Source organism: Flavobacterium micromati, from assembly GCF_900129585.1.
Classification (GTDB): Bacteria; Bacteroidota; Bacteroidia; order Flavobacteriales; family Flavobacteriaceae; genus Flavobacterium; species Flavobacterium micromati.
Map to the genome: position 1 here is coordinate 16,824 of NZ_FQWF01000001.1, position 25,826 is coordinate 42,649.

21 protein-coding genes are annotated in these 25,826 nt (G+C 34.1%); 6 read left to right on the top strand and 15 right to left on the bottom strand.

Annotated elements, in window-relative coordinates:
• The first annotated feature begins 95 nt into the window (after positions 1 to 95).
• Both BUB42_RS00090 and BUB42_RS00095 read left to right on the top strand, forming a co-directional pair.
• Positions 96 to 737: a flavin reductase family protein gene (locus BUB42_RS00090; protein ID WP_073016016.1), complete on the top strand. Its 642-nt coding sequence runs from the start codon at positions 96 to 98 to the stop codon at positions 735 to 737.
• A 2-nt stretch (positions 738 to 739) separates the two neighbouring features.
• Complete coding sequence (locus BUB42_RS00095) at positions 740 to 2,272, top strand: cryptochrome/photolyase family protein (RefSeq protein WP_073016017.1); 1,533 nt, start codon at positions 740 to 742, stop codon at positions 2,270 to 2,272.
• 64 nt (positions 2,273 to 2,336) lie between these two features.
• On the opposite strand, the gene BUB42_RS00100 is transcribed toward BUB42_RS00095, so the two are convergent.
• Both BUB42_RS00100 and kynU read right to left on the bottom strand, forming a co-directional pair.
• Positions 2,337 to 2,768, bottom strand: coding sequence for a YMGG-like glycine zipper-containing protein (locus BUB42_RS00100; protein WP_073016019.1), 432 nt, complete (start codon positions 2,766 to 2,768; stop codon positions 2,337 to 2,339).
• An 87-nt stretch (positions 2,769 to 2,855) separates the two neighbouring features.
• Positions 2,856 to 4,142, bottom strand: coding sequence for a kynureninase (kynU, locus tag BUB42_RS00105; RefSeq protein WP_073016021.1), 1,287 nt, complete (start codon positions 4,140 to 4,142; stop codon positions 2,856 to 2,858).
• Between the two features lie 155 nt (positions 4,143 to 4,297).
• Here kynU and BUB42_RS00110 point away from each other — a divergent pair, with 155 nt between their 5' ends.
• Positions 4,298 to 5,032 (top strand): SIMPL domain-containing protein, encoded by a 735-nt coding sequence (locus BUB42_RS00110; protein WP_073016023.1) that lies wholly within the window; start codon positions 4,298 to 4,300, stop codon positions 5,030 to 5,032.
• Positions 5,033 to 5,111: 79 nt separating this feature from the next.
• Here the strand turns inward: BUB42_RS00110 and queA are convergent, their stop codons facing one another.
• The 3 genes from queA to BUB42_RS00125 form a co-directional block, all read right to left on the bottom strand.
• A complete protein-coding gene (gene queA / locus BUB42_RS00115) occupies positions 5,112 to 6,161 on the bottom strand; it encodes a tRNA preQ1(34) S-adenosylmethionine ribosyltransferase-isomerase QueA (RefSeq protein WP_073016024.1) in 1,050 nt (349 codons plus the stop codon).
• A gap of 215 nt (positions 6,162 to 6,376) precedes the next feature.
• Positions 6,377 to 7,597: a 3-phosphoshikimate 1-carboxyvinyltransferase gene (aroA, locus tag BUB42_RS00120; protein ID WP_073016026.1), complete on the bottom strand. Its 1,221-nt coding sequence runs from the start codon at positions 7,595 to 7,597 to the stop codon at positions 6,377 to 6,379.
• Between the two features lie 98 nt (positions 7,598 to 7,695).
• Positions 7,696 to 8,022, bottom strand: a complete 327-nt coding sequence (locus BUB42_RS00125; RefSeq protein ID WP_073016027.1) for a nucleotide pyrophosphohydrolase — start codon at positions 8,020 to 8,022, stop codon at positions 7,696 to 7,698.
• 274 nt (positions 8,023 to 8,296) lie between these two features.
• Between BUB42_RS00125 and BUB42_RS00130 the strand changes: the two genes are divergently transcribed.
• A complete protein-coding gene (locus BUB42_RS00130; RefSeq protein WP_073016029.1) occupies positions 8,297 to 10,039 on the top strand; it encodes an APC family permease in 1,743 nt (580 codons plus the stop codon).
• A 10-nt stretch (positions 10,040 to 10,049) separates the two neighbouring features.
• Positions 10,050 to 10,865 (top strand): mechanosensitive ion channel family protein, encoded by an 816-nt coding sequence (locus BUB42_RS00135; protein ID WP_073016031.1) that lies wholly within the window; start codon positions 10,050 to 10,052, stop codon positions 10,863 to 10,865.
• A gap of 5 nt (positions 10,866 to 10,870) precedes the next feature.
• On the opposite strand, the gene dtd is transcribed toward BUB42_RS00135, so the two are convergent.
• The 7 genes from dtd to BUB42_RS00170 form a co-directional block, all read right to left on the bottom strand.
• Positions 10,871 to 11,323 carry a D-aminoacyl-tRNA deacylase gene (gene dtd / locus BUB42_RS00140; RefSeq protein WP_073016032.1) on the bottom strand — a complete coding sequence of 151 codons (453 nt, stop codon included), beginning with the start codon at positions 11,321 to 11,323 and terminating at the stop codon, positions 10,871 to 10,873.
• A gap of 133 nt (positions 11,324 to 11,456) precedes the next feature.
• A complete protein-coding gene (rsgA, locus tag BUB42_RS00145) occupies positions 11,457 to 12,434 on the bottom strand; it encodes a ribosome small subunit-dependent GTPase A (RefSeq protein ID WP_073016034.1) in 978 nt (325 codons plus the stop codon).
• 200 nt (positions 12,435 to 12,634) lie between these two features.
• Positions 12,635 to 13,717 (bottom strand): bifunctional 3-deoxy-7-phosphoheptulonate synthase/chorismate mutase type II, encoded by a 1,083-nt coding sequence (locus tag BUB42_RS00150; protein WP_073016036.1) that lies wholly within the window; start codon positions 13,715 to 13,717, stop codon positions 12,635 to 12,637.
• A 34-nt stretch (positions 13,718 to 13,751) separates the two neighbouring features.
• Complete coding sequence (locus tag BUB42_RS00155) at positions 13,752 to 14,696, bottom strand: prephenate dehydrogenase (protein WP_084118250.1); 945 nt, start codon at positions 14,694 to 14,696, stop codon at positions 13,752 to 13,754.
• A 10-nt stretch (positions 14,697 to 14,706) separates the two neighbouring features.
• Positions 14,707 to 15,888 (bottom strand): pyridoxal phosphate-dependent aminotransferase, encoded by a 1,182-nt coding sequence (locus BUB42_RS00160; protein ID WP_073016038.1) that lies wholly within the window; start codon positions 15,886 to 15,888, stop codon positions 14,707 to 14,709.
• A 53-nt stretch (positions 15,889 to 15,941) separates the two neighbouring features.
• Positions 15,942 to 16,775 carry a prephenate dehydratase gene (locus tag BUB42_RS00165; RefSeq protein ID WP_073016040.1) on the bottom strand — a complete coding sequence of 278 codons (834 nt, stop codon included), beginning with the start codon at positions 16,773 to 16,775 and terminating at the stop codon, positions 15,942 to 15,944.
• Between the two features lie 382 nt (positions 16,776 to 17,157).
• Positions 17,158 to 18,402, bottom strand: a complete 1,245-nt coding sequence (locus BUB42_RS00170) for a dicarboxylate/amino acid:cation symporter (protein ID WP_073016042.1) — start codon at positions 18,400 to 18,402, stop codon at positions 17,158 to 17,160.
• A 164-nt stretch (positions 18,403 to 18,566) separates the two neighbouring features.
• Between BUB42_RS00170 and gldA the strand changes: the two genes are divergently transcribed.
• Positions 18,567 to 19,466: a gliding motility-associated ABC transporter ATP-binding subunit GldA gene (gldA, locus tag BUB42_RS00175; protein ID WP_073016044.1), complete on the top strand. Its 900-nt coding sequence runs from the start codon at positions 18,567 to 18,569 to the stop codon at positions 19,464 to 19,466.
• 4 nt (positions 19,467 to 19,470) lie between these two features.
• Here gldA and BUB42_RS00180 read toward each other — a convergent pair whose 3' ends face one another.
• The 3 genes from BUB42_RS00180 to BUB42_RS00200 all read right to left on the bottom strand — a co-directional run bounded on the left by BUB42_RS00180 (position 19,471) and on the right by BUB42_RS00200 (position 25,639).
• Positions 19,471 to 20,778: a TIGR00341 family protein gene (locus BUB42_RS00180; RefSeq protein ID WP_073016046.1), complete on the bottom strand. Its 1,308-nt coding sequence runs from the start codon at positions 20,776 to 20,778 to the stop codon at positions 19,471 to 19,473.
• Positions 20,779 to 21,060: 282 nt separating this feature from the next.
• The gene (metF, locus tag BUB42_RS00185) at positions 21,061 to 22,017 is read right to left on the bottom strand and encodes a methylenetetrahydrofolate reductase [NAD(P)H] (protein WP_073016047.1); all 957 of its coding nucleotides are present in this window, start codon (positions 22,015 to 22,017) and stop codon (positions 21,061 to 21,063) included.
• A 115-nt stretch (positions 22,018 to 22,132) separates the two neighbouring features.
• Positions 22,133 to 25,639 (bottom strand): vitamin B12 dependent-methionine synthase activation domain-containing protein, encoded by a 3,507-nt coding sequence (locus BUB42_RS00200; protein ID WP_084118251.1) that lies wholly within the window; start codon positions 25,637 to 25,639, stop codon positions 22,133 to 22,135.
• Between the last annotated feature and the right edge of the window lie 187 nt (positions 25,640 to 25,826).

A 25,826-nucleotide genomic window follows, 5' to 3' on the forward strand; every position in this document is an offset into this window, starting at 1 on the left:
CTAAACGACTAAGGTTTCAAAATTATTTAATTTTTGTTTAATTTATTTTATACTTGGTTAAACAAAAAGTATCTTTGTTTGAAATTTACAAGAATATGAAACACATTTCAAGAGATGATATTTCTCAAATGGAGAAAATTGAAAGACTAAATTTAATCAACTCCTGCACTGGTTATAAATCGGCTAGTTTAATTGGAACAAAATCCTTAGACGGAAAGTCAAATGTTGCTATTTTTAGCAGTGTAACGCATTTAGGAAGTAATCCAGCTATGATTGGATTTATTATGCGTCCTACAACGGTTCCCCGTGGTACTTACAAAAACATTAAGGAAACTGGATATTTTACAGTAAATCATATCACAGTTGATATGATTGAGGACGCACATCACACCTCCGCTAACTATGATCTAGATATTTCTGAATTTGACAAAACAAATTTGGAGGAAGAATATAAAAATAACATTGCAACTCCGTTTGTAAAAGGGAGCCCAGTGCAATTATATTGTAAATATTTAAACGAATATTACATCAAAGAGAATGATACCATTCATGTAATCGCTTCAATCGAAAATTTATTTTTTGAAGAACAATTGGAACACAAAGATGGTTGGTTGCAGTTAGACAAGGGAAATGTTATTGCTATAAATGGTCTTGATGGGTATTGCTTACCCAAATTAATTGATCGGTATCAATATGCTCGAAAAGAAATTCCGTCAACTTCATTTTTCAAAAAATAAGAATGAAAAAACTCCGCTTAATCCTTGGTGATCAGCTAAATTTGACACATTCTTGGTTTCAAGAATGCGATGAAAATACCATTTATGTTTTAGCAGAAATGCGTCAGGAAACTGATTATGTAAAACATCATATCCAGAAAGTTGTGGCGTTTTTTCAATCGATGCGCAATTTTTACACAACCATAAAAGGTCAAGGACATCAGGCTATTTATTTTCAAATTACGGATGTCAAAAATCCTCAAGACTTAGAAAAACTCATTCTACTTTGCATCAAAAAATACTCCGCTGAAAAATTCGAATACCAGCTGCCAGATGAGTACCGCTTAGACGAGCAATTAAAAACTATTTGTTCCAATTTAAAAATTGAATCTGAAGCTTTTGATTCTGAGCATTTTTTTACGACTCGCAATGAGCTTTCTGATTTTTATGAAGGAAAGAAGTTGCTGTTGATGGAAAATTTTTATCGCAACATGCGAAAAAAACATCATATCTTGATGAATGGCTCAATTCCTGTGGGCAAGCAGTGGAATTTTGATGCTAGTAATCGCAAGAAATACAAAGGCGAAGTTCCTATTCCAGCAGAAAAAAATTTTCATGCAAACGTGTCAGAACTTGTTACGCAAATCAAAGAAGCTGGTATTAAAACTTTCGGGAATATTGATGAAAATAATTTTAGTTGGCCCACATCGAGAGAACAATCTCTTGTTGTTTTAGATTATTTCTGTAGCCATTTGTTGAAGCACTTTGGCGATTATGAAGATGCGATGCACACTGATGAAAAATTTCTTTTTCATTCCCGCTTGTCTTTTGCAATGAATAGTAAAATGCTTTCGCCAAAAGAAGTCATTGAAACCGTTGTTTCTTTTTATCATGCCAATGAAACTTACATTTCTATTTCACAAGTTGAAGGATTTGTGAGACAAATTTTAGGGTGGCGAGAATATATTAGAGGAATTTACTGGAAAGAAATGCCAAATTATTCCCAGATGAACGTTTTGAATAACACAAATAAACTGCCTGATTTTTTCTGGACAGGAAAAACTAAAATGAATTGCATGAGTCACGCCATCAATCAAAGTTTAGATGAAGCTTATGCCCATCACATTCAACGACTCATGGTAATTGGAAATTTTGCTTTGCTTACTCAAATACATCCTGATGAAGTAGATGCATGGTATTTAGGAGTTTATATCGATGCGATTGAATGGGTTGAAATGCCTAACACTCGAGGAATGTCACAATATGCAGATGGAGGTATTATTGCTACAAAGCCTTATGTATCTTCGGGCAGTTACATCAACAAAATGAGCAATAACTGCGCTAAATGTCATTACAATGTAAAGGAAAAATTTGGAGACAAGGCATGTCCTTTTAACACATTATACTGGAATTTTCTGGATGAAAAAAAGGAGTATTTTAAAGGAAATCAAAGAATGGCAATGATGTTGAATCTTTTAAACAAAATCAATCCAGAGGAATTGTATAAAATAAAAGTAAAGGCAAATGAGATAATTGATAATATGGATTCCTATTAACAAAAAAAAGAGTGTTTAAATTCATAACGAATTTAAACACTCTATAATTTTTAAAAAGACAAATTTAATCTTTTTTCTGCGCGTCTAATATAGCTCCTGTACCCGCACCTACTCCGGCACCAGCAACACCACCAATAATTGCACCTTGTACTTTTTTCTTGCTAATTATAGCTCCAGTCGCAGCACCAACACCTGCACCTATAACAGCGCCTTTAGCTGTATTGCTCCATCCTTTCTTTTTTGTAGTGGTACTTGTTGTAGTAGTTGTTGATCTTGGAGCTTGTTGATTAACAACAATAACTTCCTTTTTAGTTTCAACTTTCGCCTCTTCAATTTTGACCATTTCTTGTTGCATAGAATCAATGACTCTTTGTTTTTCAATAACCACGTTCATTGAATCTACAGTAGCTTTTTTTGCTGCTTGCACATCCATTTTTCCTTGATTTTGACACGATATCATTACTAATGACAATAGAAAAAAATATACTAATTTCATAATTTATTGAATTTGTTTTTAAATCGCAAAGTACGGCTTAATATTGTAAACTAGTGTTACACAATTAGCATTAATATTTACAAAGCGTTAAACACTAATTTTACTCATAATTCCCGCTTTCAATATTTGACCGAAATTATACATGTCCTCGTAAGATGTGTACAATGGAGCGGGCGCTAAGCGAATAACATTTGGTTCGCGCCAATCTGTAATTACACCATTTTTCATTAAATAATCAAACAAGCTTCTACCTTCGCCATGAAGCAAAACAGATAATTGGGAAGCTCTATCGGTGGGATTTGCTGGCGTAATAATTTCAAATGTACTATCTGTTTCTTTATCTATTTCGTGCAAAATGAATTCTAAATAAGAAGTTATTGAATCTCGTTTTTGCATTAAGGCGTCCATTCCTATTTCATCAAACATTTCAACTGAAGCTAAGTAAGGCGCTAAAGAAAGAATTGGTATATTGCTTATTTGCCAACCGTCGGCTCCATGAACCGGATCAAAAGTTTGTTCCATCTTGAAACGGCGTTCTTTATTGTGCCCCCACCATCCGGCAAATCGTGGTAACGTTGCGTCATTGTGATGTTTTTCATGAATAAAACAACCTGATGCGTTTCCAGGTCCTGAATTCATGTATTTATAACTGCACCAAGAAGCAAAATCTACGTTCCAATCGTGTAATTGTAATTTCACATTTCCTGCAGCATGTGCTAAGTCCCACCCAACACAAGCTCCTACTTTGTGACCTGCAGCAGTTATTGTTTTCATGTCAAACACTTGTCCTGTGTAATAATTTACACCACCAATTAAAACTAGAGCGAGTTCTTCACCTACTTCTTCAATTTTTGCTAAAACATCTTCTAAACGAATGTTGTGTTCGCCATCGCGTCGCTTAATTTCTACAATTGCATCTTCCCGTTTGTAACCGTGAAAATCAACTTGACTCTGAAACATATATTGATCTGATGGAAAAGCTTTTTCTTCACAAATAATTTTATATCTTTTTTTTGTTGGACGATAAAAAGAAACCATTAATAAATGAAGATTAACTGTAAGCGTATTCATTACTGTAACTTCACTTGGCAGAGCGCCAACAATTTTACTTAACGGTTCTGCAAAACGTTCATGGTAATCCCACCACGGTTTTTTAGCATAAAAATGTCCTTCAACAGCAAGATTTGCCCAATCATCCATTACCTCATCAACATACTTTTTAGTTCTTTTCGGCTGCAAACCGAGAGAATTTCCAGTGAAATAAATGACTTTTTTATCATTAACCTGAGGAAAAATAAATTCTTCTTGGTATTTATGTAGTATATCATTTGCATCAAGTTGCTGCGCAAATTCAAGTGTGTTTTTAAAATTCATAATTAATAAATTGAATGGTAAAAATACTAAAAAAAGAAAATAGAGCACAGATATTGGATTGAAGATTATGATTTAATTTCAGTTAGCGGACACTTTAAACTAGATTCATGGTCTAATAATTGATTACATTTGTTCAACTATCAACATATTTAACTATGCTTAAAAACAGTTTAAACGTAATTATAATTGCTATTGCCATTGTAATTTCTTCGTATTTATTTTCAAATGCTTTTCAAAATCGGAATAAAAGCAGTGACAATATCAGCGTTACTGGTTCTGGGAAAAAAGACTTTGTATCCGATTTAATTGTTTGGAGCGGCTCTTTCTCTAAAAAAAGCATGACTTTAAAAGAGGCATACTCTGAATTAGATTCTGATAGGGCAAAAATTAAAAGCTATATGTCAAGTAAAGGAATTGCTGCTAATGAAATGGTTTTCTCTGCTGTAAATTTTAATAAAGAGTTTGAAACTAGTTATTATGAAAATGGGACAATGAGACAGCAGACATTCACTGGATTTACTTTGACCCAAAGCGTAAATATACAGTCTAAAGAAGTAGATAAAATTGAAGAAATATCGAGACAATCCAGCGAATTGATCAATTCAGGAGTTGAATTTTACTCCTCACCTCCAGAATATTATTATACGAAACTAGCCGAATTAAAAATACAAATGATTGCTGAAGCCACAAAAGATGCTAGCTCCAGAGCCAAAAGTATTGCTGAAAATGCAAATGCTAGTTTGGGAAATCTTAAAAAATCGGATATGGGTGTTTTCCAAATTACAGGTCAAAACTCCTCGGAAGATTTTTCTTATGGGGGCTCTTTTAATACACAATCAAAAAACAAAACAGCTCATATTACAGTGAGACTTGCGTATCAGGTTGATTAAAGAATTTTGATTTTAGTTAAAGCAAAAAAAAATCTCGCCATTACTGACGAGATTTTTTTGTTTCTAAAAAGATTTCAGATTATATGATTAACATAGCATCACCGTATGAATAAAATTTATATTTTTCTTCGATTGCTTCAGCGTAAGCTCTTTTCATTAAATCATGACCACAAAATGCAGAAACCATCATTAACAATGTTGATTTTGGTGTATGAAAATTTGTAATCATGCAGGTTGGAATTGCAAAATCATGCGGAGGAAATACAAATTTATTAGTCCATCCGTCAAAAGGGTTTAACGTATTTTGAGAAGAAACTGAGCTTTCAACAGCACGCATTGAAGTTGTTCCTACAGTACAAATACGTTTCTTTTTGGCTTTAGCCTGATTTACAATGTCACACGCTTCTTGCGTTATTTTTAATTCCTCAGAATCCATTTTGTGTTTCGATAAATCCTCAACTTCCACTGGATTAAAAGTTCCTAACCCTACGTGAAGTGTTACTTCGGCAAAATTAATTCCTTTAATTTCTAATTTTTTCAACAAATGCTTCGAAAAGTGTAATCCTGCTGTTGGTGCAGCCACAGAACCTTCTTCTTTAGCATAAATAGTTTGGTAACGTTCCGCATCTTCTGGAGTTACATCTCTAGAAATGTATTTTGGGATTGGAGTTTCTCCAAGTTCCGTTAATTTATTTCTAAATTCTTCATACGAGCCATCATAAAGAAAACGCAATGTTCGTCCACGAGAAGTTGTATTATCAATGACCTCAGCGACTAAGGAATCATCATCGCCAAAATACAATTTGTTTCCAATTCTAATTTTACGTGCTGGGTCAACTAGCACATCCCAAAGTCTTTGTTCAGAATTCAGTTCTCTTAACAAGAAAACTTCGATTCTTGCTCCTGTTTTTTCTTTATTACCGTATAAGCGCGCTGGAAAAACTTTAGTATTATTTAGAATTAAAACATCTCCTTCGTCAAAATAATCGATAACGTCTTTAAACAATTTATGTTCAATAGTTTGTTTCTTACGATCAATAACCATTAAACGAGCTTCGTCTCTATTTTCAGCAGGATATTCTGCAAGTAGTTCTTTGGGTAAATCGAATTGAAAATGTGATAATTTCATATTAAATTTTGGATTTTAGATTTTAGATTTAGGATTTATTAGAATCCAAAAATCTTTCAGCTGCAAATATACGATTGTGAGATAGGCGTTGTCAAGTGTTTTGCTGTTTATTTTCAAAAGGAGCTGATTTACTGCGCTTTTAATAAAAGGTCGTTTTTTTTTACTGTGTCATAAAGACACAAATTAATTAAAAAGTTAACTTTTGATCGCTAGTTTTATTCCGAAATTTCAAAACCTAGGCTTTTTAAATCCTTCCAAAAATCAGGATACGATTTAGAAACTACCTCAGCATTTTCTATGATTATTGGTACTTTTATAGCTAATGGAGCAAAAGCCATTGCCATTCTATGATCGTTATAAGTTGCGATTTTTACATTTTGATTAATGCTATGGGAAGCGATCAATGTTAAACTATCATCAGTCACGGTGATCGTTGCACCTAACTTTGTCAACTCGATTCTTAAGGCTTCCAGCCTGTCGGTTTCTTTTATTTTTAAAGTATGAAGTCCTGTTAAATGGCATCCAATTCCTAATCCGAGACAAGTCATTACAATTGTTTGCGCAATATCTGGAGTGTTATTTAATTCGAAGTTTACGTCTGCTAATTGAAAATGCTGCTGTTTTGTAAGCGTGATTTTATTTTCTCCAAAATAAGTTTCCACGCCAAGTTTTTTATAAATAGCAACTAATTCTGAATCGCCTTGTAAACTATTTTCTTTATAACTAGTTAATGAAATAGTTGCTTGATCAGCCAAAGCGACCAAACTAAAAAAGTAAGAAGCGGAGCTCCAATCGGATTCCACAACCATTTCTTTAGCTTCAACTTCTTTCTTAGGAAACACAGTAATTACATTTCCATTAAAACTAGTTTGAATAGCTAAGTCATTTAGCAAAGCCAAAGTCATTTTGATATATGGAACCGAAGTGATTTCTCCTTCTAATTTCAATTCTAGTCCGTTTTCTAATTGTGGCGCAATTAATAACAAAGCTGAAATATATTGGCTACTCACATTAGCTTCAATTGCCACTTTAGAAGCTGTGATTTTTTTTCCTTCGATGCGAATTGGCGGATATCCAATCTCTTTTTCATAAGAAATTTTAGCACCCAATTGTTGTAATGCTTCTACCAAAACTTTTATTGGCCGTTCTTGCATTCTGCTCGAACCAGTCAAAACTACTTCACGTCCTTCTTGCACAGCAAAATAGGCGGTTAAAAAACGCATTGCCGTTCCTGCATGATGAATGTCAATTATTTCTTCGTTACCATTTAATGCTACTTGCATTACTTCACTATCATCAGAATTTGATGTATTTGCTAGCGTAACATTTGGAAACAATGCTTTTAATAACAGCAAGCGGTTGGTTTCGCTTTTAGAGCCAGTAATTGCAATTTCAGCTTTTAAATTTGAGTTGGAAGTTTGTAACAGTAAATCCATATTATGGTGATGAGTTAAAATGCAAAATTAAAATTACTATAATTCAAGTTCGCAATTTAACATTCCTCGTTTGTAATTCATAATTTATCGATGGCAAATTATTTGAGTTTTTCGTTGTTTTTGTGACGATCTTTATCTCTAATTGATTTCAAATCCATCTTTTTATCAAAAGCAGCTTGAAGATCAATTCCCGTTTGATTTGCCAAACATAAAACCACAAAAACAACGTCGGCTAGCTCTTCACCAAGATCTTTGTTTTTATCGCTTTCCTTTTCAGATTGTTCTCCGTAGCGCCGGGCAATAATTCGAGCAACTTCACCTACTTCTTCAGTAAGTTGTGCCATATTTGTAAGTTCGTTAAAGTACCGAACACCGTGTTCATTGATCCAATTATCTACGTCGAGTTGGGAGTTTTTTAGGTTCATAGTTGTGATTTTAGACAAATATACAATGCTAGAAGTCTACTGTATTACTTTTGCAAACTATTTCGATTAAAATCCTATTTGTAAATATTTTATTTAAAAACTTTTAAATTTAAAAAATTATGGAAAGAGTAAGAATTTTAAAATTGGATTTTCATCAGTTTATTTTATCTTTGAATATAAATAAAAACGGAAACGCAATTAATTTCTATTTATTCCCTCAACTCTAGAGCGTTACCAGTTTAAAATTTAGGTAGCCATTACCCATTATTTAGAAATGACAAAAACTTCCCAAAAAAAATTAAATCAATTAGAATCTACTGCAATTTGTGGCAATGACATTAGCTCATCGTGTTTATATGTTTCTGCTTTAACAATAGGTTTCGCAGGACAATATGCATGGATTTCATTACTCTTTGTTGGAGTAGTATTGTTTTTATTCCGAAAAATTTATGGCGAGGTAGTTGGCGCATTGCCATTAAACGGGGGTGCATATAATGTTTTACTAAACACGTCATCTAAAAGAATGGCGTCGATTGCAGCTGTACTGACAGTGCTTTCTTATATGGCAACTGCTGTTATTTCAGCATCAGAAGCCATGCATTATTTACATAATATTATTGATTCAATCTCTATTCCTATTGCAACAATTGTTGTTTTAGTATCCTTTACAGTTCTGGCTATTGTTGGAATTGGTGAATCAGCTAAAGTTGCCGTTGGTATCTTTATTTTTCACTTAATTTCTTTAATTTTACTGGTTGCAACTTCCATTTTGTTTGTTGTTTTCAATGGTTTACAAACTTTTCATCTCAACTGGGCAATCCCACTAACTACGCATAGCTTACTGTACACCTTGTTTTTGGGTTTTTCAGTTGCTATGTTAGGAATTTCCGGATTTGAAAGTTCTGCAAATTTTGTGGAAGAGCAACAAGCTGGAGTTTTCCCGAAAACATTGCGCAATATGTGGGTGATTGTTACTTTTTTTAACCCAGTTATTGCGTTATTATTAATTGCCATTATTCCTATTGCACAATTAGGAGATCATAAAGAATCATTATTAGCTTTTTTAGGGCACACCGCAGGAGGAAATTGGCTATCATTATTGATTTCAGTTGATGCCGTTTGTGTGCTATGCGGTGCCGTTTTGACCTCATTTGTAGGCGTAACTGGATTATTGAAAAGAATGACCTTAGATCGTATTTTACCCAACTATTTTTTAAAAGAAAATAAACGCGGATCTAATCACAGAATAATAATTAGCTTTTTAATTTTATGCATTTCTGTATTATTTGTTACTAAGGGAAATTTAGTGTCGTTAGCAGGTGTCTACACTTTTTCATTTCTTGCTGTTATGGCAATGTTTGGAATTGGAAATTTATTGCTGAAGTTTAAACGAAAAAAACTACCTCGTCCAGAAAAAGCGAAGGGACTATCTGTGATTTTAGCTATTTCGCTAATTATCGTGGCCTTTACCGGGAACTATATTTTAAATGAGAAATCATTCTTTACTTTCTTAAAATATTTAACTCCTGCGGTAGCTTTTATTTTCATTATGCTAAACAGATTAATTATCATTGAGTTTATAATAAAAGCAATGGAATATTTTTATAATCCACTGCGGAGATTTGTTGTGACGAGTAGTCTTTTTTTAAACAAACTTCATAATAATATTAATTCTCAAGAATTTGTTTTCTTTACAAAAGGGGATAATGTTGCTATTCTTAATAAAGTTATGCAATATGTTCAAAACAATGAAACCACTAAAAAACTTAAAATTGTTAATGTAATTCAAGAATCAAATTCAAATCTAAAATTAAAAATAGACTTAGAAGTTTTAGATCGAGCATATCCGGAAATCCATATTGAATTTATAGAAATCGAAGGAGTTTTTGGTCCTACATTAATAACCGAATTATCCGAAAAATGGAAAATCCCAAAAAACTTTATGTTTATAGGCTCCCCAGGAGATAAATTCTCCTATCGCGTGGCTGATTTAGGTGGTGTCCGATTGATAATGTAACTAACTTATTATGAAAGAAATTTTCAATTATACCATTTTTACTTTTGATGGTTTCACATTTAAAATTGCTACTTTAATTAAAATTGTTATTTTGTTTACAATAATCGCAGTAATTTTAAAACTAGTTCGCCTCAGTATTTACAAAACTGCGAGATTTGATCAAGCTAAAAAATTCTCAATTTATACGTTGACAAAGTATGTCATTATTATTTTCTCTATTATTTATGGCTTAAATGTGATTGGTTTCAACATCTCAGTTCTTTTAGCAGGATCTGCTGCGCTTTTAGTTGGATTTGGACTTGGAATGCAAAACTTGTTCAGCGACTACATTTCAGGACTGATAATTTTGATAGATTCTACAATTAGAGTTGGAGACATCCTTGAAATAAATGGATTGATTTGTACTGTTGAACAAATAAACTTGCGAACTACAACCGTTTATACAAGGGAAGATACTAGTATTATTTTACCTAATACAGATTTGACCCGAAATCAGTTGATAAACTGGACACATAGCGGCACTAATGCTCGTTTTGAAGTCTCCGTTGGCGTAGATTACAGCTCCGATGTCGAGCAAGTAATTGCTATTATGCTTAGTATTACGACAAATTTTGATCAAATAAAAAAAGAGCCACAAGCATTTGTTCGATTCAAGGAATTTGGTGATTCTTCTTTAAATTTTTCAATTTTCTTTTGGTCAGACGAAATTTTTAGGATCGAAAAAATAAAGAGCGACTACCGCATTGCGCTTTTCAAAGCTTTTAGAGAACACAATATTGGCATACCGTTTCCACAACGTGTGATTCACAATGCGAGTATTCAATAACTACTTTACTCTTTATTTTTACTATCAATCACAATTGTTACTGGACCATCGTTTAACAAAAGTACTTTCATATCAGCACCAAAAACTCCTGCTTGAACTTTTTTCTCTAAATTAAACTCTAATTTTTGAATAAATTTATCGTAAAGTGGTATAGCAATTTCTGGCTTAGAAGCTTTAATATAAGAAGGGCGATTACCTTTTTTAGTCAAGGAGTGTAACGTAAATTGGGAAACCACAATTACATCGCCACCAACGTCTTTTACGGATAAATTCATCACTTGATTCTCATCAGAAAAAATGCGCAAATTAGCAATCTTTTGGCAGAGCCAATCGATATCTTCTTGTGTGTCGGCATCTTCTATTCCCACTAAAAGCAATAAACCATTCTGGATTTCAGCTACTACTTTATTTTCAATAGTTACAGAGGCACAAGAAACTCTTTGAATTACTACTTTCATAGCCCCTTAACTCCAATGGAGCAATTACAATGTAAATAAAAATATTCAATCATATTTCAAAATGAATTAAACCGTAAAATACACTTAATTTAAACACCCCTAATTGAGTTCCCCCTTCGGGGGTTAGGGGGCTTTACTCCCTCGTTTTATCACTAATGATTCGGTCTTCATTATGAATATCAGTGCGGTAATTTTCATCATCGCCTTCTAGAATTTTTAAGTAGCTTCTATAGCGTGACCAAGCGATTTCATCTCTTTCTAAAGCTGCTTTTATTGCGCAATGAGGTTCGTCCTTATGTAAGCAATTATTGAACTTACATTGCTCTTTCAATTTGAAAAACTCGGGGAAATAACCACTGATCTCTTCTTTTTCCATATCTACAATTCCAAAACCTTTAATACCTGGAGTATCGATGATTTTGGCATCAAAAGACAAATCATACATTTCAGCAAAAGTCGTCGTGTGCTGTCCCTGCTTACTAGCTTCTGAAATAGTCTTTGTTTTTAAGTGTAAAGAAGGTTCCATGGCATTTACTAGTGTTGATTTTCCCACACCAGAATGCCCCGAAAACATGCTCACTTTACCAATCATCAGTTGTTTAAGTTCTTCCAGTCCTTTCATTTCGGTTGAAGAAACTCGCAAACACTTATACCCTATTTCTTGATAAACGTGTTGCATGTATAATTGTTCGTCAAGCGTAGCATCGTCAAAAGTATCTATTTTATTGAAAACTAGAATTGTTTCTATTCCGTACGCTTCTGCAGTTACCAAAAAACGATCTATAAAATTAAAAGTTGTAGGCGGATTATTGATAGTTATTAATAGAAAAACACGATCAATATTAGACGCAATAATATGCATTTGATGTGATAAATTCACTGATTTACGTACAATGTAGTTCTTTCTTTCGTGAATATTATGAATGGTTCCTGTAACAGTATCTGAGGATTCTTCAAGTTCATAATCGACAATATCGCCCACAGCAATAGGATTGGTGCTTTTAATTCCTTTAATTCGGAATTTACCTTTCATACGGCATTCGATAAAATCTCCTTGTTCAGATTTTACGGTGTACCAACTTCCTGTAGATTTATAAACGAGTCCTGTCATATAGGATTTATGATTGAAGATTAACAATTTTAGATCTGTGATGCAAATCTAGTAATTTGCAAAGATAAAGGATTTATGATTTAGGAATACTGATTTTAGACCTATGATTTTATAAGAATTCTTTAAATACAAAAATCCCAAAACAATAAGCTTTGGGATCCTAAAATTTGAGATCTGAAAAATCTTGAATCTTAATTTATTTAAGCATTCAGTATTTTTTCTTGGTGTCCTATACTTTCCTGGTGAATTGCTTTGAACATTCTTAGCACAAACTCTTCCGTCAAGCCTTTTGACTCTCCATCCAAAATCATTTTTCCTAATATTTCATTCCAACGATTGTTTTGCAATACAGCAACATTTGCTTCTTTTTTCACTTGGCCTATTTCATCTGCTACTTTCATTCTTTTACCCAAAAGCTCTATTAAAGTGGCATCCAAAACATCAATATTAGCCCTTAATTTTTTCATTTTTAGAGTAAATTCGTCTGAGACATCGTTCAATTTTCGAACTTTTAAATCAATAAAAATTTGCTTCAATGCATCTGGTGTTACCTGTTGTGCAGCATCACTCCAAGCATTATCCGGATCGATATGCGTTTCTATAATCATACCGTCATAATTTAAATCTAATGCTTGCTGAGTCACCTCCAGAATCATTTTGCGATCTCCAGTAATATGCGATGGATCTATGATTAAAGGTAAATCAGGAAATTTATTTTGCAACTCAATAGCAATTTGCCATTCTGGAATATTTCTATATTTTGTTTTTTCATAAGTCGAAAACCCTCTGTGAATTACCCCTAATTTCTCAATTCCAGCATTATATAAACGCTCTACACCACCTAACCACAAAGACAAATCTGGATTTACAGGATTTTTAACCAAAACAATTTTCTTAGTTCCTGCAAGTGCATCTGCAATTTCTTGAACTGCAAACGGATTTACTGTCGTTCTAGCCCCAATCCATAAAACGTCAATGTCATATTCTAGAGCCAGTTTTACATGAGTAGCATTTGCTACCTCTGTTCCCATCAATAATCCTGTTTGTTCCTTAGCTTTTTTCAACCATTTCAATCCTATTTCACCTACACCTTCAAATCCTCCGGGCCGTGTACGTGGTTTCCAAATACCTGCTCTAAAAATACTTACATCAGAATCTTTTAATTCGTGCGCTATTTTCAATACTTGTTCTTCTGTTTCAGCGCTGCAAGGTCCTGCTATGACAAGTGGATGAGTTAAATTAAACTCACTCAACCAGTTTCTCATTTCTTTTTTATTTTCCATTTTATCTAATTATTTATTTTTTTTAAGTCTAATTTCATTTATTAACAGCCTCTGCTTTTAAGGTTGAAGGACTCATCCCATTCAATATTTCTTTTATTCTATTTACACTTTCCATCTCTTCAAATATCGCATCATAATCCTCATTTACTAGCAAATCTTTAAATTGAGTGAGATTAGAAATATATTCCTCAAGTGTTTTCACGACTTGCTTTCTGTTCTGTTTAAAAATGGGTGTCCACATTGCAGGTGAACTCTTAGCTAATCGTACTGTACTCTCAAATCCTGAACCCGCCATATCAAATATGTCTTGCTCGTGTTTCTCTTTTTCAATAACGGTTTTACCCAACATAAAAGCCGAAATATGAGACAAATGCGACACATAAGCAATATGTTTGTCATGTGATTTTGGATCCATATATCTAATCCTCATCCCCATTTGCTTGAATAAATCTAGCGCTTTTTCTTGTAATTTGAAAGATGTTCTTTCAACCTCACAAATAATATTAGTTTTTCCTTGAAACAATCCGGTTATTGCTGCTGACGGTCCTGAGAATTCGGTTCCTGCAATGGGATGCGTAGCAATAAAATTTCTTCTTCTTGGATGATTTGAAACTGCTTCGCAAATAGGAATTTTAGTAGAACCCACTTCAAAAACGATCGTTTGGTCGCCAATCGCATCTAAAACTTTTGGTAAAACAGTCAGCGCCGCATCAACCGGAACCGAAACAATTACAAAATCAGCATTAGCTAAATCATCAAAAGTCGATCCAGCATCAATTACACCAAGAGCAATAGCTTCGTCCAAATGGCTTTCATTACTGTCAATCCCAAAAATCGTAGCTTCGGGACGCAGCGATTTAATGTCTAATACCATTGAACCGCCTATTAATCCTATTCCTATAACAAAAATCCTCTCCCCAACCCTCTCTAAAGGAAAGGAAGCCGGAACTTGAAATTTGTTTAAATTGCTCTCTATCATAATTACTATATTAGTTTCTCAAAGCCCGTCCTTCGCCGGGTTTGGGGAGGAATCTATCAATTGCTTCTTGCACTTTTTCTTCTTTTACACACAACGCAAATCGAATGTACCCCTCGCCATTACTCCCAAAAATAGTTCCGGGCGTAATAAATATTGATTTCTCATATAAGATTTTATCAATAAACTTTTCCGCTGATGTGATTCCGTCCGGTAATTTTGCCCAAACAAATAATCCAACGCCTTCTTTGTGTACTTCACAGCCCAACTTCTCTGCCAATAATTCAGTCAGAACGCGTCTTCTTTTATAAATTTCGTTCATCGCATCAAACCATGATTTGTCACTTTTTAAAGCTTCAATTGCTCCTTTTTGAATTCCAAAAAACATTCCGCTATCCATATTACTTTTTACTTTCAAAACGGCATCGATACAAGCAGCATTTCCTAAAACCATCCCAACTCTCCAGCCTGCCATGTTGAAAGTTTTACTTAACGAGTTCAATTCTAATGATACTTCTTCAGCTCCTTCCACTTGCAACAAACTCATTGGATTATCATTCAATACAAAACTATATGGATTGTCATTAACCAATAAAATTTGATGCTTTTTAGCAAAAGCCACCAGCTTTGAAAATAATTCTAAGCTTCCTCGAGCTCCTGTTGGCATATGCGGATACCCAATCCACATAATTTTCACTTTCGATAAATCTAATTTTTCTAAGGCTTCAAAATCAGGCTCCCAATTTGTGCGTTCTGTTAAATCATAAAATACTGGAACCGCCCCTACTAAATTTGTGACCGATGTGTAGGTAGGATATCCAGGATTTGGTATCAGGACATGGTCTCCTTCATTCAAAAAAGCTAGTGAAATATGCATAATTCCCTCTTTTGAACCCATCAATGGTAAGATTTCAACAGCGGGATTCAAGTCAACATTATAATTTTTTTTATAAAAATCAGCCATTCCTTGACGCAATTCAGGCAACCCTTGATAACTTTGATATTGATGTGCATTTGGATCACTCATGGCTAAACTCACCGCATCAACTACCGCTTGTGATGGCTGTAAGTCAGGACTTCCAATTCCCATATTGATAATGGGTTTCCCCTCAGAAGCAAGTTGTCTCACTTCTCTCAATTTACTAGAGAAATAATATTCTTCAATTGTATCTAAACGTTTAGCTGTTGTTATCATTTTGTGCTGATATTTTCATTTAATCAATCTTATACCTATTCCTTTTTTCTAGCTTAGTAGGACTCTTTTGTGTTTTTATACTCTCCTAAAACCTTAAAATACTCCGCCATAATTACTAACAAAGATTTTGCTTTGGAGTAATCTTCGTATTTTTCGAAAGTAACATCAACAAAAAAAGAATATTTCCAAGGTGTATCTATTTTTGGTAACGACTGGATTTTGGTCAAATTCAATTTGCAGTCACTCATTACATTCAAAACGGCGGCCAAACTCCCTCGTTTATGATCTAATTCAAACTTGATTGAAGCTCTTTGTATTTCATTTTCGGCAACGAACGAATTTTCTTTTTTAATTATAACAAAACGAGTCATATTATTTTTAATCGTTTGGATTTCTGGAGCTAGAATTTCCAAATCATACATTTCCGAAGCAGTTGTACTGGCGATTGCTGCAATTCCTTTAAGCTTATTTTCTTGGATTCTGCGCGCTGTTTCAGCAGTATCTTTATCTTCTACTAATTTAATTTTTGGATACTTTTTTAAGAAATCCATACATTGTAAAATAGCCATTGGGTGCGAATGTACTTCGTGAATATCTTCTATTTTCTGGCCTTTTAAAGCCATTAAATTCTGATGAATTTGTAAATAATGCTCTCCTATAATATGTAAATTATTTTTATCAATTAATGCATAATTTGGAATAATGGGCCCAGCAATCGAATTTTCTATCGCCATAATCGCTTGATCTGATTTGCCCGATAGTAAGCTGTCTACCAATTCCTCAAAAGACAAACACTCATCGACAATCACGTTTTGTTCATAATATTCCTGTGCCACCTGATGATGAAAAGATCCCTTTATTCCTTGAATTGCAACTTTGTTATTCATTTTTTTTAAATATTAGGCAAAAAAAAATCCCGATTCACATCGGGATTGTATACTATAATTATCAATTTAATTTTCTAATTAAATAACCATACGACAATCCCTATCCTGTTTCCAGAAAAAATAATAAGAATTGCTAAAATAAAATCGGTTACTTAACATTGTAGTACTTGTTTGTATTAAACTCTGTGCGAATGTATTAATTATTTCCACCTCTTCAAAAAAAAAGTCGCTTTTTTTTAAACAAAAAAAGAATTCTCGAGAAATCAATTATTAAAATGCACTATAATTAAAAAAATGACCAAAAAATACCATTTAAATTTTACTGCTGTATAATTTAGGATCTTTTGATCGTACATTTCAAAAAAACAAAACAGTAAAAAAACTAAGGAACAAGTTGACTTGAAAGCCATTTTTTACCTTCAGAAATTCGTGTTATTAACATTGCTGAAACCACATCGCCATTAGCGTTTAATAAAGTTGCCATAGGATCTACTAATGTTCCTACAATCATAGCTGCTGGTAATGCTTGTTCCATTGGAAATCCATAAATCGTAATTGCTAGTATTTCGCCTATGTAACCACCATTTGGAATTCCGCCTTCAACAACTGACACTATTATTGTAATCCCCAACGCAACAAGAAGAACGTAAGGATCTGTAAAATCCTTACCAAATATAGCAAAAATCACTGCAATTTTAATCACTGATGACATACTCGACCCGTCCTTGTGCAGCGGTGCGCCCAGCGGAATTGCAATATTTCTAATATAGGAGGGAATATGCATTTTAGTTGTTGCTTCTAAGTTTGCGGGAATGGTCGCAATACTGCTGCAAGTGCCTAGTGCGGTTAACGCTGGCGTTATGTTATTACTCCAGAATACTTTTATTCCTAGTTTTCCGCCAGCGACAAAAGCATAAAAAGTAAAAAACACAATAAAATAAAAGGCACAAACCGCATAATAAAGTCCAAGTGGTTTTGCGTAAGCTCCAAACAATTGAGGTCCAAAAATCCCCACTTGATAGGCAAAATAAGCACCCAAACCAATTGGCGCCATTTTCATTATAATATGTAACAATTGCTTCATTACTTCATCTCCGGATGTTAAAAAAGCTCTAAAACTAAATCCCTTTTCGCCTGAGCGTAAACTCGCAAACCCTACTAAAAAGGAAAATATAATGAGTGCCAACATACTTTTACGAGAAAGCAATTCATAAAAATCATTGGCCGTAAGCAACTGTGTGATTTGTGAACCAGAACTCAAGTCCTGAATACTTTCAAACGGAATTTTAGAAATAATAATTTCTTGATGAATAGGAAAAATTAACACCGCAACAATCATTAAAACAGCTGAAATAATCACCGTTGATAAAAAAACACCAATAACAACAACAAATAACTTTCCTAATTTTTCTGATCTTTCAAGATTTGAAATTGAAGATGCGATCGTAAAAAATATCAATGGGATAATCGCTGTAAATAATAAATTTAGAAATATATCGCCTAATGGCTTGATAATTTCTACGTCTTTCCCAAAAACTAAACCCAGAATACTGCCAGCTGAAATTCCACAGAGAAGCCAAATGATACTGCTGTACGTTTTAAATAGATTGTTCTTTTCCTTAATCATGTTATTTATAAATTGTCTTTATTTTTTTATAAATATATAAATCTAAATATCAAATACAATCTTTGACGAGAGAAAACTAATACCAATACGGTTTTACATAATAGAAGTTGAAAAATAATGTCCGTCCCGTTTTTCTTTTTACTTTTGCAACAAATAATTAGTTCATGTCAATAGAAGTAAACAATATATCTAAAAGTTATGGTGCTCAAAAAGCATTGGACAACATTTCATTTTCTGTAAATAAAGGGGAAATTGTTGGTTTCTTAGGTCCAAACGGAGCTGGAAAATCAACACTAATGAAAATCTTGACTACTTATATTAATGCTGATGAGGGTTCAGCTATTGTAAACGGACATGATGTAATTACCAACCAAAAAGCGGTTCAGCTTTCTATTGGTTATTTGCCAGAACATAATCCGCTGTATTTAGATCTATATGTGCGAGAATATTTAGCGTTTAATGCTGATGTTTACAAAGTAGCGAAATCTCGAATTGAAGAAGTAATTCAACTTACTGGTTTAGCAACTGAGAGTCATAAAAAAATTGCACAGCTTTCAAAAGGATACCGTCAGCGTGTAGGACTTGCTAATGCTTTATTGCACAATCCTGATGTTCTAATTCTAGATGAACCAACGACTGGTTTAGATCCAAACCAATTAATTGAAATACGAAATGTGATCAAAAATGCTGGGAAAGACAAAACTGTTTTTCTCTCCACTCATATTATGCAAGAGGTTGAGGCCATTTGCGACCGTGTAATTATCATTAATAATGGTAAAATTGTTGCCGATAAAAAATTAGATAAACTAATTTCTGCCGATAAGGAACAAGTAATTGAAGTCGAGTTTGATTATAAAATAGAGGAGCAAGTAATTGCTAAAATCGAAAATCTTACTTCATATAAAAATACTCATGACATGACATGGGAATTAACATTTCTAGCTGATAAAGATATGCGTCCAATAGTTTTTGATTTTGCTACAGCAAATGGATTAAAAACATTACAACTGAATCAAAAAAATAAAAATCTAGAAGCTGTTTTTAGAGAGATTACCAAGAAGTAAATTTTTAAATTTGTCTATAAATCTCAATTTTTTCTTTAGAAAGCCTTTGCTTTAGCCATAAAATTAGCTTTACTTGTGAACTTCTAGAAAGTTCTTTTTTACTTTTGTAAACCATAACGGGAACAACTTTCGCATTATTACTGTTTTCATCAAAAATGTGATTTGAAATCGAAAGATTTTCAATTTCAGGGAAAATAATTTTAGCTTCAGCCAAAATTGCCGCATTGTTATAAGAGTTTTTCTTTATTTGATTACTCAAGTTGGCGATAAGCACATCCTTTTTATTCAAGGTTGATTTTTCAAAATTGATTTGATTTGAAATGTATTTCTTGATATCTGTTGTGTCCTGTCTTATTCTCAGTTGCGTATTTTCGATTCCGTAAGTCTTTAATCTTTGGTTTAGTATTTTCAACTCATTGTCAGTTGTTTTCTTTGCTAGAAACACTAGTTCGATTTTCTTAGGGACAACGTTCGTTATAATTTTTTTGTAAAGAATTGTATACCCTTTATCTGTGAATTCATTTGTAATAAATCGCTCAATTTTTTGATTAAATTTTTTTTCCTCAATTAATATATATGCAAAATAAATGCTGGGAATAATCATCACTAAGATCAGAGACGTCATTGCATACTTTACCTTTTTTGCACGCTGTTCATCAACTTGCTTTACGGGCTTATATTTCAAATATTTTACAATTAAAAAGGTTGCAATACATATAAAAACACAGTTAATGGTGTATAAATAAATAGCTCCAAAAAAGTAACTGAAATTACCTACTGCTAAACCATAACCTGCCGTACAAAGTGGTGGCATTAAAGCTGTAGCAATGGCCACGCCCGGAATTGGATTTCCCTTTTCAACTCTTGTTATTGCAATAACACCTACTAATCCTCCAAAAAAAGCAATGAAAATATCATAAATATTAGGAGAAGTTCTAGACAGTATCTCTGATTGTGTTTCTTTAAATGGACTGAGATAAAAATAAAATGTTGAAACCGACAATCCTACTATTGTTGCAATTAGCAGATTTTTTAATGCTCTTTTAAGCAAATCGAAATCGTAAATTCCTAAACCAAAGCCGGCACCCACAATAGGACCCATTAATGGAGAAATAAGCATCGCTCCAATAATCACTGCGGTTGAATTGACATTTAAACCAATTGATGCAACCACAATAGCGCAAGCTAAAATCCAAAGATTTGAACCTCGAAATGAAATGTTAGCTTTTACATTTTCTAATACTTTATGTCTGTCCTCTTCTCCTGAATTAAGATTTATAAAACCTATAATTTTGTTTACCGTATCCCTCATCAAATTCGCATTTAGTGCTTTTAAAATTAGAAATAAAAAAGCAGATCAACTTTAATAATTTATGTAAGCAAATCTAATGCTATTTTTTCGAAAAAATTACAATGAAATTGGGACCACAGCTTATATTTACGGTTACATATTATATTTAAAATACACAAAATCTTTCTACAATATAAAAGCTATCCTAAAGCAGGATTTAAAGAGGTATTACGATTAAACCCAGATTATGTGTTTGTAAAAAATTTAAATGCATAATCCGAGTTTGAGTATGTGGTTAAAGATTTAAAAAAGTTGACTCGCAATTTGGCGAATATTCTCTGATTTCCCCATAGAATAATAATGCAAAACAGGAACGCCCGCTGCTTTCAGCTCCAGTGATTGCTGAATAGCCCATTCTATACCAACTTGCTTAATTGCAGCATTGTCTTTGCAATCATCAACTGCTTGAATAAGATCTTCTGGTAAATCAATACGGAAAATTTGAGGCAAAACCTGTAAATGTCTTTGTACCGCAAGTGGCTTAATGCCGGGTATAATAGGCACTGTAATTCCCATTTCGCGGGCTTTTGCAACAAACTGAAAATATTTTTCATTGTCAAAAAACATTTGAGTTACCACATAATCAGCTCCTGCATCGACTTTTTCTTTTAAGCGTTTTAAATCTGAAAGCAGTGATGGCGACTCTAAATGTTTTTCGGGATAACCCGCAACTCCAATACAAAAGTCAGATCTATTGTCAACATGAATTACATCATGCAAATACTTCCCTTCGTTCAATAATTTTATCTGCTGTACTAAATCTATGGCGTGGCAATTCCCACCCATTTTTGGCACAAAGGATTGCTCCTCTTTCATTGCATCGCCTCGCAAAGCCATTACATTGTTGATTCCTAAATAATGACAATCAACTAGCAAATACTCCGTTTCCTCTTTTGTAAAACCACCGCAAAGTACGTGTGGAACAGTATCGACATTGTATTTATGTTTGATTGAAGCACAAATTCCTAAGGTTCCAGGACGCATTCTTGTTAGCTTTTTGTCCAATAATCCATTGCCTTTATCAACATAAATAAACTCTTCACGAGAGGTAGTTACGTCAATAAATGGCGGTTTAAATTCCATTAACGGATCAATATTATCGTATAATTCCTGAATACTTTTCCCTTTTTGAGGCGGGATAATTTCAAAAGTAAATAATGTTTCTCCTTTGGCTTCTTCTATATGTTGGGTTACTTTCATAATCGTTCCCCGACCCCCCGCCACGGCGGGGGGAGAACTCGGGTAATTTTAATTGAACATTTTTTTATTCCTTTCTCAAATCCTCATCGCCGCGACGATAGGCTGGGTGGGGATTTTAATCTGCTATATTTGGACTCAACCACTTCGTCGCTACTTCAGTGGGCACGCTTCGTCTTTTAGCATAATCGATTACTTGATCCTCTTTTATTTTTCCAAGTCCAAAATATTTACTTTCTGGGTTTCCAAAATAATAACCTGAAACTGATGAAGCAGGCCACATTGCCATACTTTCAGTTAACGTCACTCCTATTTCTTCTTCCACATTTAGCAATTTCCAAATGGTAGGTTTCTCTAAATGATCTGGACAAGCAGGATAACCTGGTGCTGGACGAATTCCTTTGTACACTTCCTCAATCATTGCCTCCGTGCTTAAATTTTCATCGACCGCGTAACCCCAAATTTCTTTTCTGATTTTTTCATGCAGATATTCTGCGAAAGCTTCCGCAAAGCGGTCTGCTAATGCTTTGACCATAATTGAACTGTAATCGTCTAAATCCTTTTCAAATTCTGCCGCCCATTCATCCACACCAAAACCTGTCGTGACACAAAAACAGCCCATGTAATCAATCTTACCAGAATCTTTTGGCGCTATAAAATCAGCCAATGCAATGTTTGGCGCTCCTTTTGTTTTTTGAGATTGTTGACGGAGAGTCAAAAAAAGCCCCCTAACCCCCGAAGGGGGAACTATCATGTTAGTAGACAATTGTTTGCCAATACTCTGAATTGTTTCAAATAAATTGTTTAACACTTCTTTATTAGTATATCTAAAAACTTTAAACCCCTTAGATTCAAGCCAAATAGTTCTCTCTTTATCGTGTTCAATTTGTTCAGGTAAACTATGAATAGATCCATCCAGCTCTATAATTAGTCTTTTTTCTAAACATAAAAAGTCAACGATATAATCCCCTATGATATGTTGTCTTCTAAATTTGAAACCTTCTATTCCTTTATTAGACAAAACATTCCATAACATTTTCTCAGCTTCTGTTGGTTTGTTTCTCATTTCCTTCGCATTTTCTTTTAAAACATCATACAAAATAGGACTGGCTGTTTCCCAAGATTGCTTTTTTACCAATTCAGTAGCTCCCCCTTCGGGGGCGGGGGGGGCTTCGTATATCTCAATATCATCATCATTGACTTGGTTAGCCGGGAAAATTCCATAAATTCCTTTCGCAGTCAGTTTCTTTTCTTTCAAAATAACTTTTAACATGTCCTGTGCATCTACAAAAACAGAGGTAGCCTGCTCACCAACCACCTCATCAGTAAGAATAGCTGGGTATTTCCCAAACAATTGCCAAGTTCTAAAAAACGGTGTCCAATCGATATATGGAACTAAAACATCTAAATCAACTTCGATGGTTTTTGTTCCAATAAAATTAGGCTTCATCGGGTTGTAGTTTTCCCAATCCAATTGCAATTTGTTTTTCCGAGCTTGCTCGATTGTAAGGAAGTTTTTGTCGCGAGATCGATTCAAAAACGTCTCTCTGAAAGCGTCATACTCCGCTCGAATATCGCTTGCATATATTTTTTTATCTTTATTAAGTAAACTTCCAGCAACTGTTACTGCTCTAGAAGCATCGTTTACGTGAATAACGGTTTCTCTATATTGAGGTGCAATTTTCACGGCAGTATGTGCTCTTGATGTTGTTGCTCCACCAATCATTATTGGAATTTTCAACCCTCGTTTGTCTAATTCTTTGGCGAGATATACCATTTCGTCTAATGATGGTGTGATTAGTCCACTTAATCCAATAATATCCACGTTGTGTTCTATTGCAGCGGCAATAATTTTCTCTGGAGCTACCATTACACCAAGATCTACAATCTCATAATTATTACACGCCAACACCACCGACACAATGTTTTTTCCAATGTCGTGCACATCTCCTTTTACAGTTGCCATGAGGATTTTGCCAGCCCCCCCCGCCCCCGAAGGGGGAGCTATTAATAGTTCCGAAATTTTGTTTAGAACTTTCTCTAATTCTAATAAAACTTCATTATTTGTAAACCTTATAACTTGATACCCTTCATTATTTAACCATTTGGTTCTCTCATTATCACTGATTTTATTTTCTGGTAGTTGATGAATTGAACCGTCAACCTCAATAATTAAATTCTTCTTTAAGCATATGAATTCAGCAATGAAATTACCTATTATATGTTGTCGACGAAATTTAAAACCTTCCATTCCCTTCCCAGAAAGAACGTTCCACAACATTTTTTCGGCATCAGTGGGTTGATTTCGCATCCTTTTTGCAAACTCTTTCAACAGATTGTAATTAAGTGGATCGGCGGTTTCCCAATGCTGCGAGCTTTTAGCTCCCCCTTTGGGGGCGGGGGGGGCTTGGTTTATATATGGCAATAAATAAGCCACCGCTTTCTTCATTACCCGAGCTGATTTTACCACTTGCGGCAAAAACATTTTACCTGAACCAAATAAATCGCCAACTACGTTCATTCCCGCCATTAAGTTGATTTCGATAACTTCAATGGGTTTTGAAGCTGCCTGTCGTGCTTCTTCAACATCAATTTCTATAAATTCATCCACTCCTTTTACTAATGAATGCGTTAATCGTTCTTGAATAGTTCCTGAACGCCATTCTTGAATTGCTTTCTCAATGCTTTTTGTATCCCCTTTTACATTTTCAGCAAAATCCAATAAACGCTCCGTTGCATCATCGCGTCTGTTTAAAATTACATCTTCAACACGTTCCAAAAGATCCTTTGGAATTTCATCATAAATAGAAAGCATTTCTGGATTCACAATTCCCATTGTCATTCCGTTTTGAATGGCATGGTACAAAAAAACCGAGTGCATCGCTTCACGAACCGTGTCATTTCCTCTAAACGAAAAAGAAACATTACTTACACCTCCGCTAATATGTGCATGTGGAAGATTCTCGCGAACCCATTTTGTTCCTCTAAAGAAATCCAAAGCATTCAAGCGGTGCTCTTCCATTCCAGTTGCTACCGGAAATATGTTCAAATCAAAAATTATATCTTGAGCTGGAAAACCAACTTTATTTACCAAAATATCATACGAACGTTGACAAATTTCTACTCGACGCTCGTAATTATCCGCTTGCCCCGTTTCATCAAAAGCCATGATGATAACCGCAGCTCCATAGCGTTTGATTAATTTGGCGTGATGGATAAAAGCTTCTTCTCCCTCTTTTAACGAAATAGAATTTACCACACTCTTTCCTTGTACCACCTTCAAACCGGCTTCGATAATCTCCCATTTAGAGCTATCAATCATTATTGGAACCCGCGAAATATCAGGTTCGGCTGCAATTAAATTCAGGAATTTTGTCATCGCATATTCGCCATCCAGCATTCCTTCATCCATATTAATATCGATGATTTGAGCGCCGCCTTCCACTTGTTCTTTTGCAATACTTAGTGCTTCTTCGTATTTTTCTTCCTTTATTAACCGAAGGAATTTTCTAGAACCCGTAACATTTGTTCGTTCACCAATATTGACAAAAACGCTTTCCGGCGTAATAATCAAAGGCTCTAATCCCGCCAAAACAAGGTTTCTTCTAGTTTCTTTTTGTATCATTTTCTTTATTTTGAATTCTACACCATTTTCAAAATGAAATAGATTTGATCTTTATTTTTCTTCACCTTTTTCTGGGCGTGTCCCTTCAGTTGCTTCGTCGTTCCTCCCCGCAACTTCGGGTCGGGCTATTCGTTCCCGCTTTTTTTCTTGCAAAAAAGCAAGAAAAAAGAGCTCCACTGCTATCCCT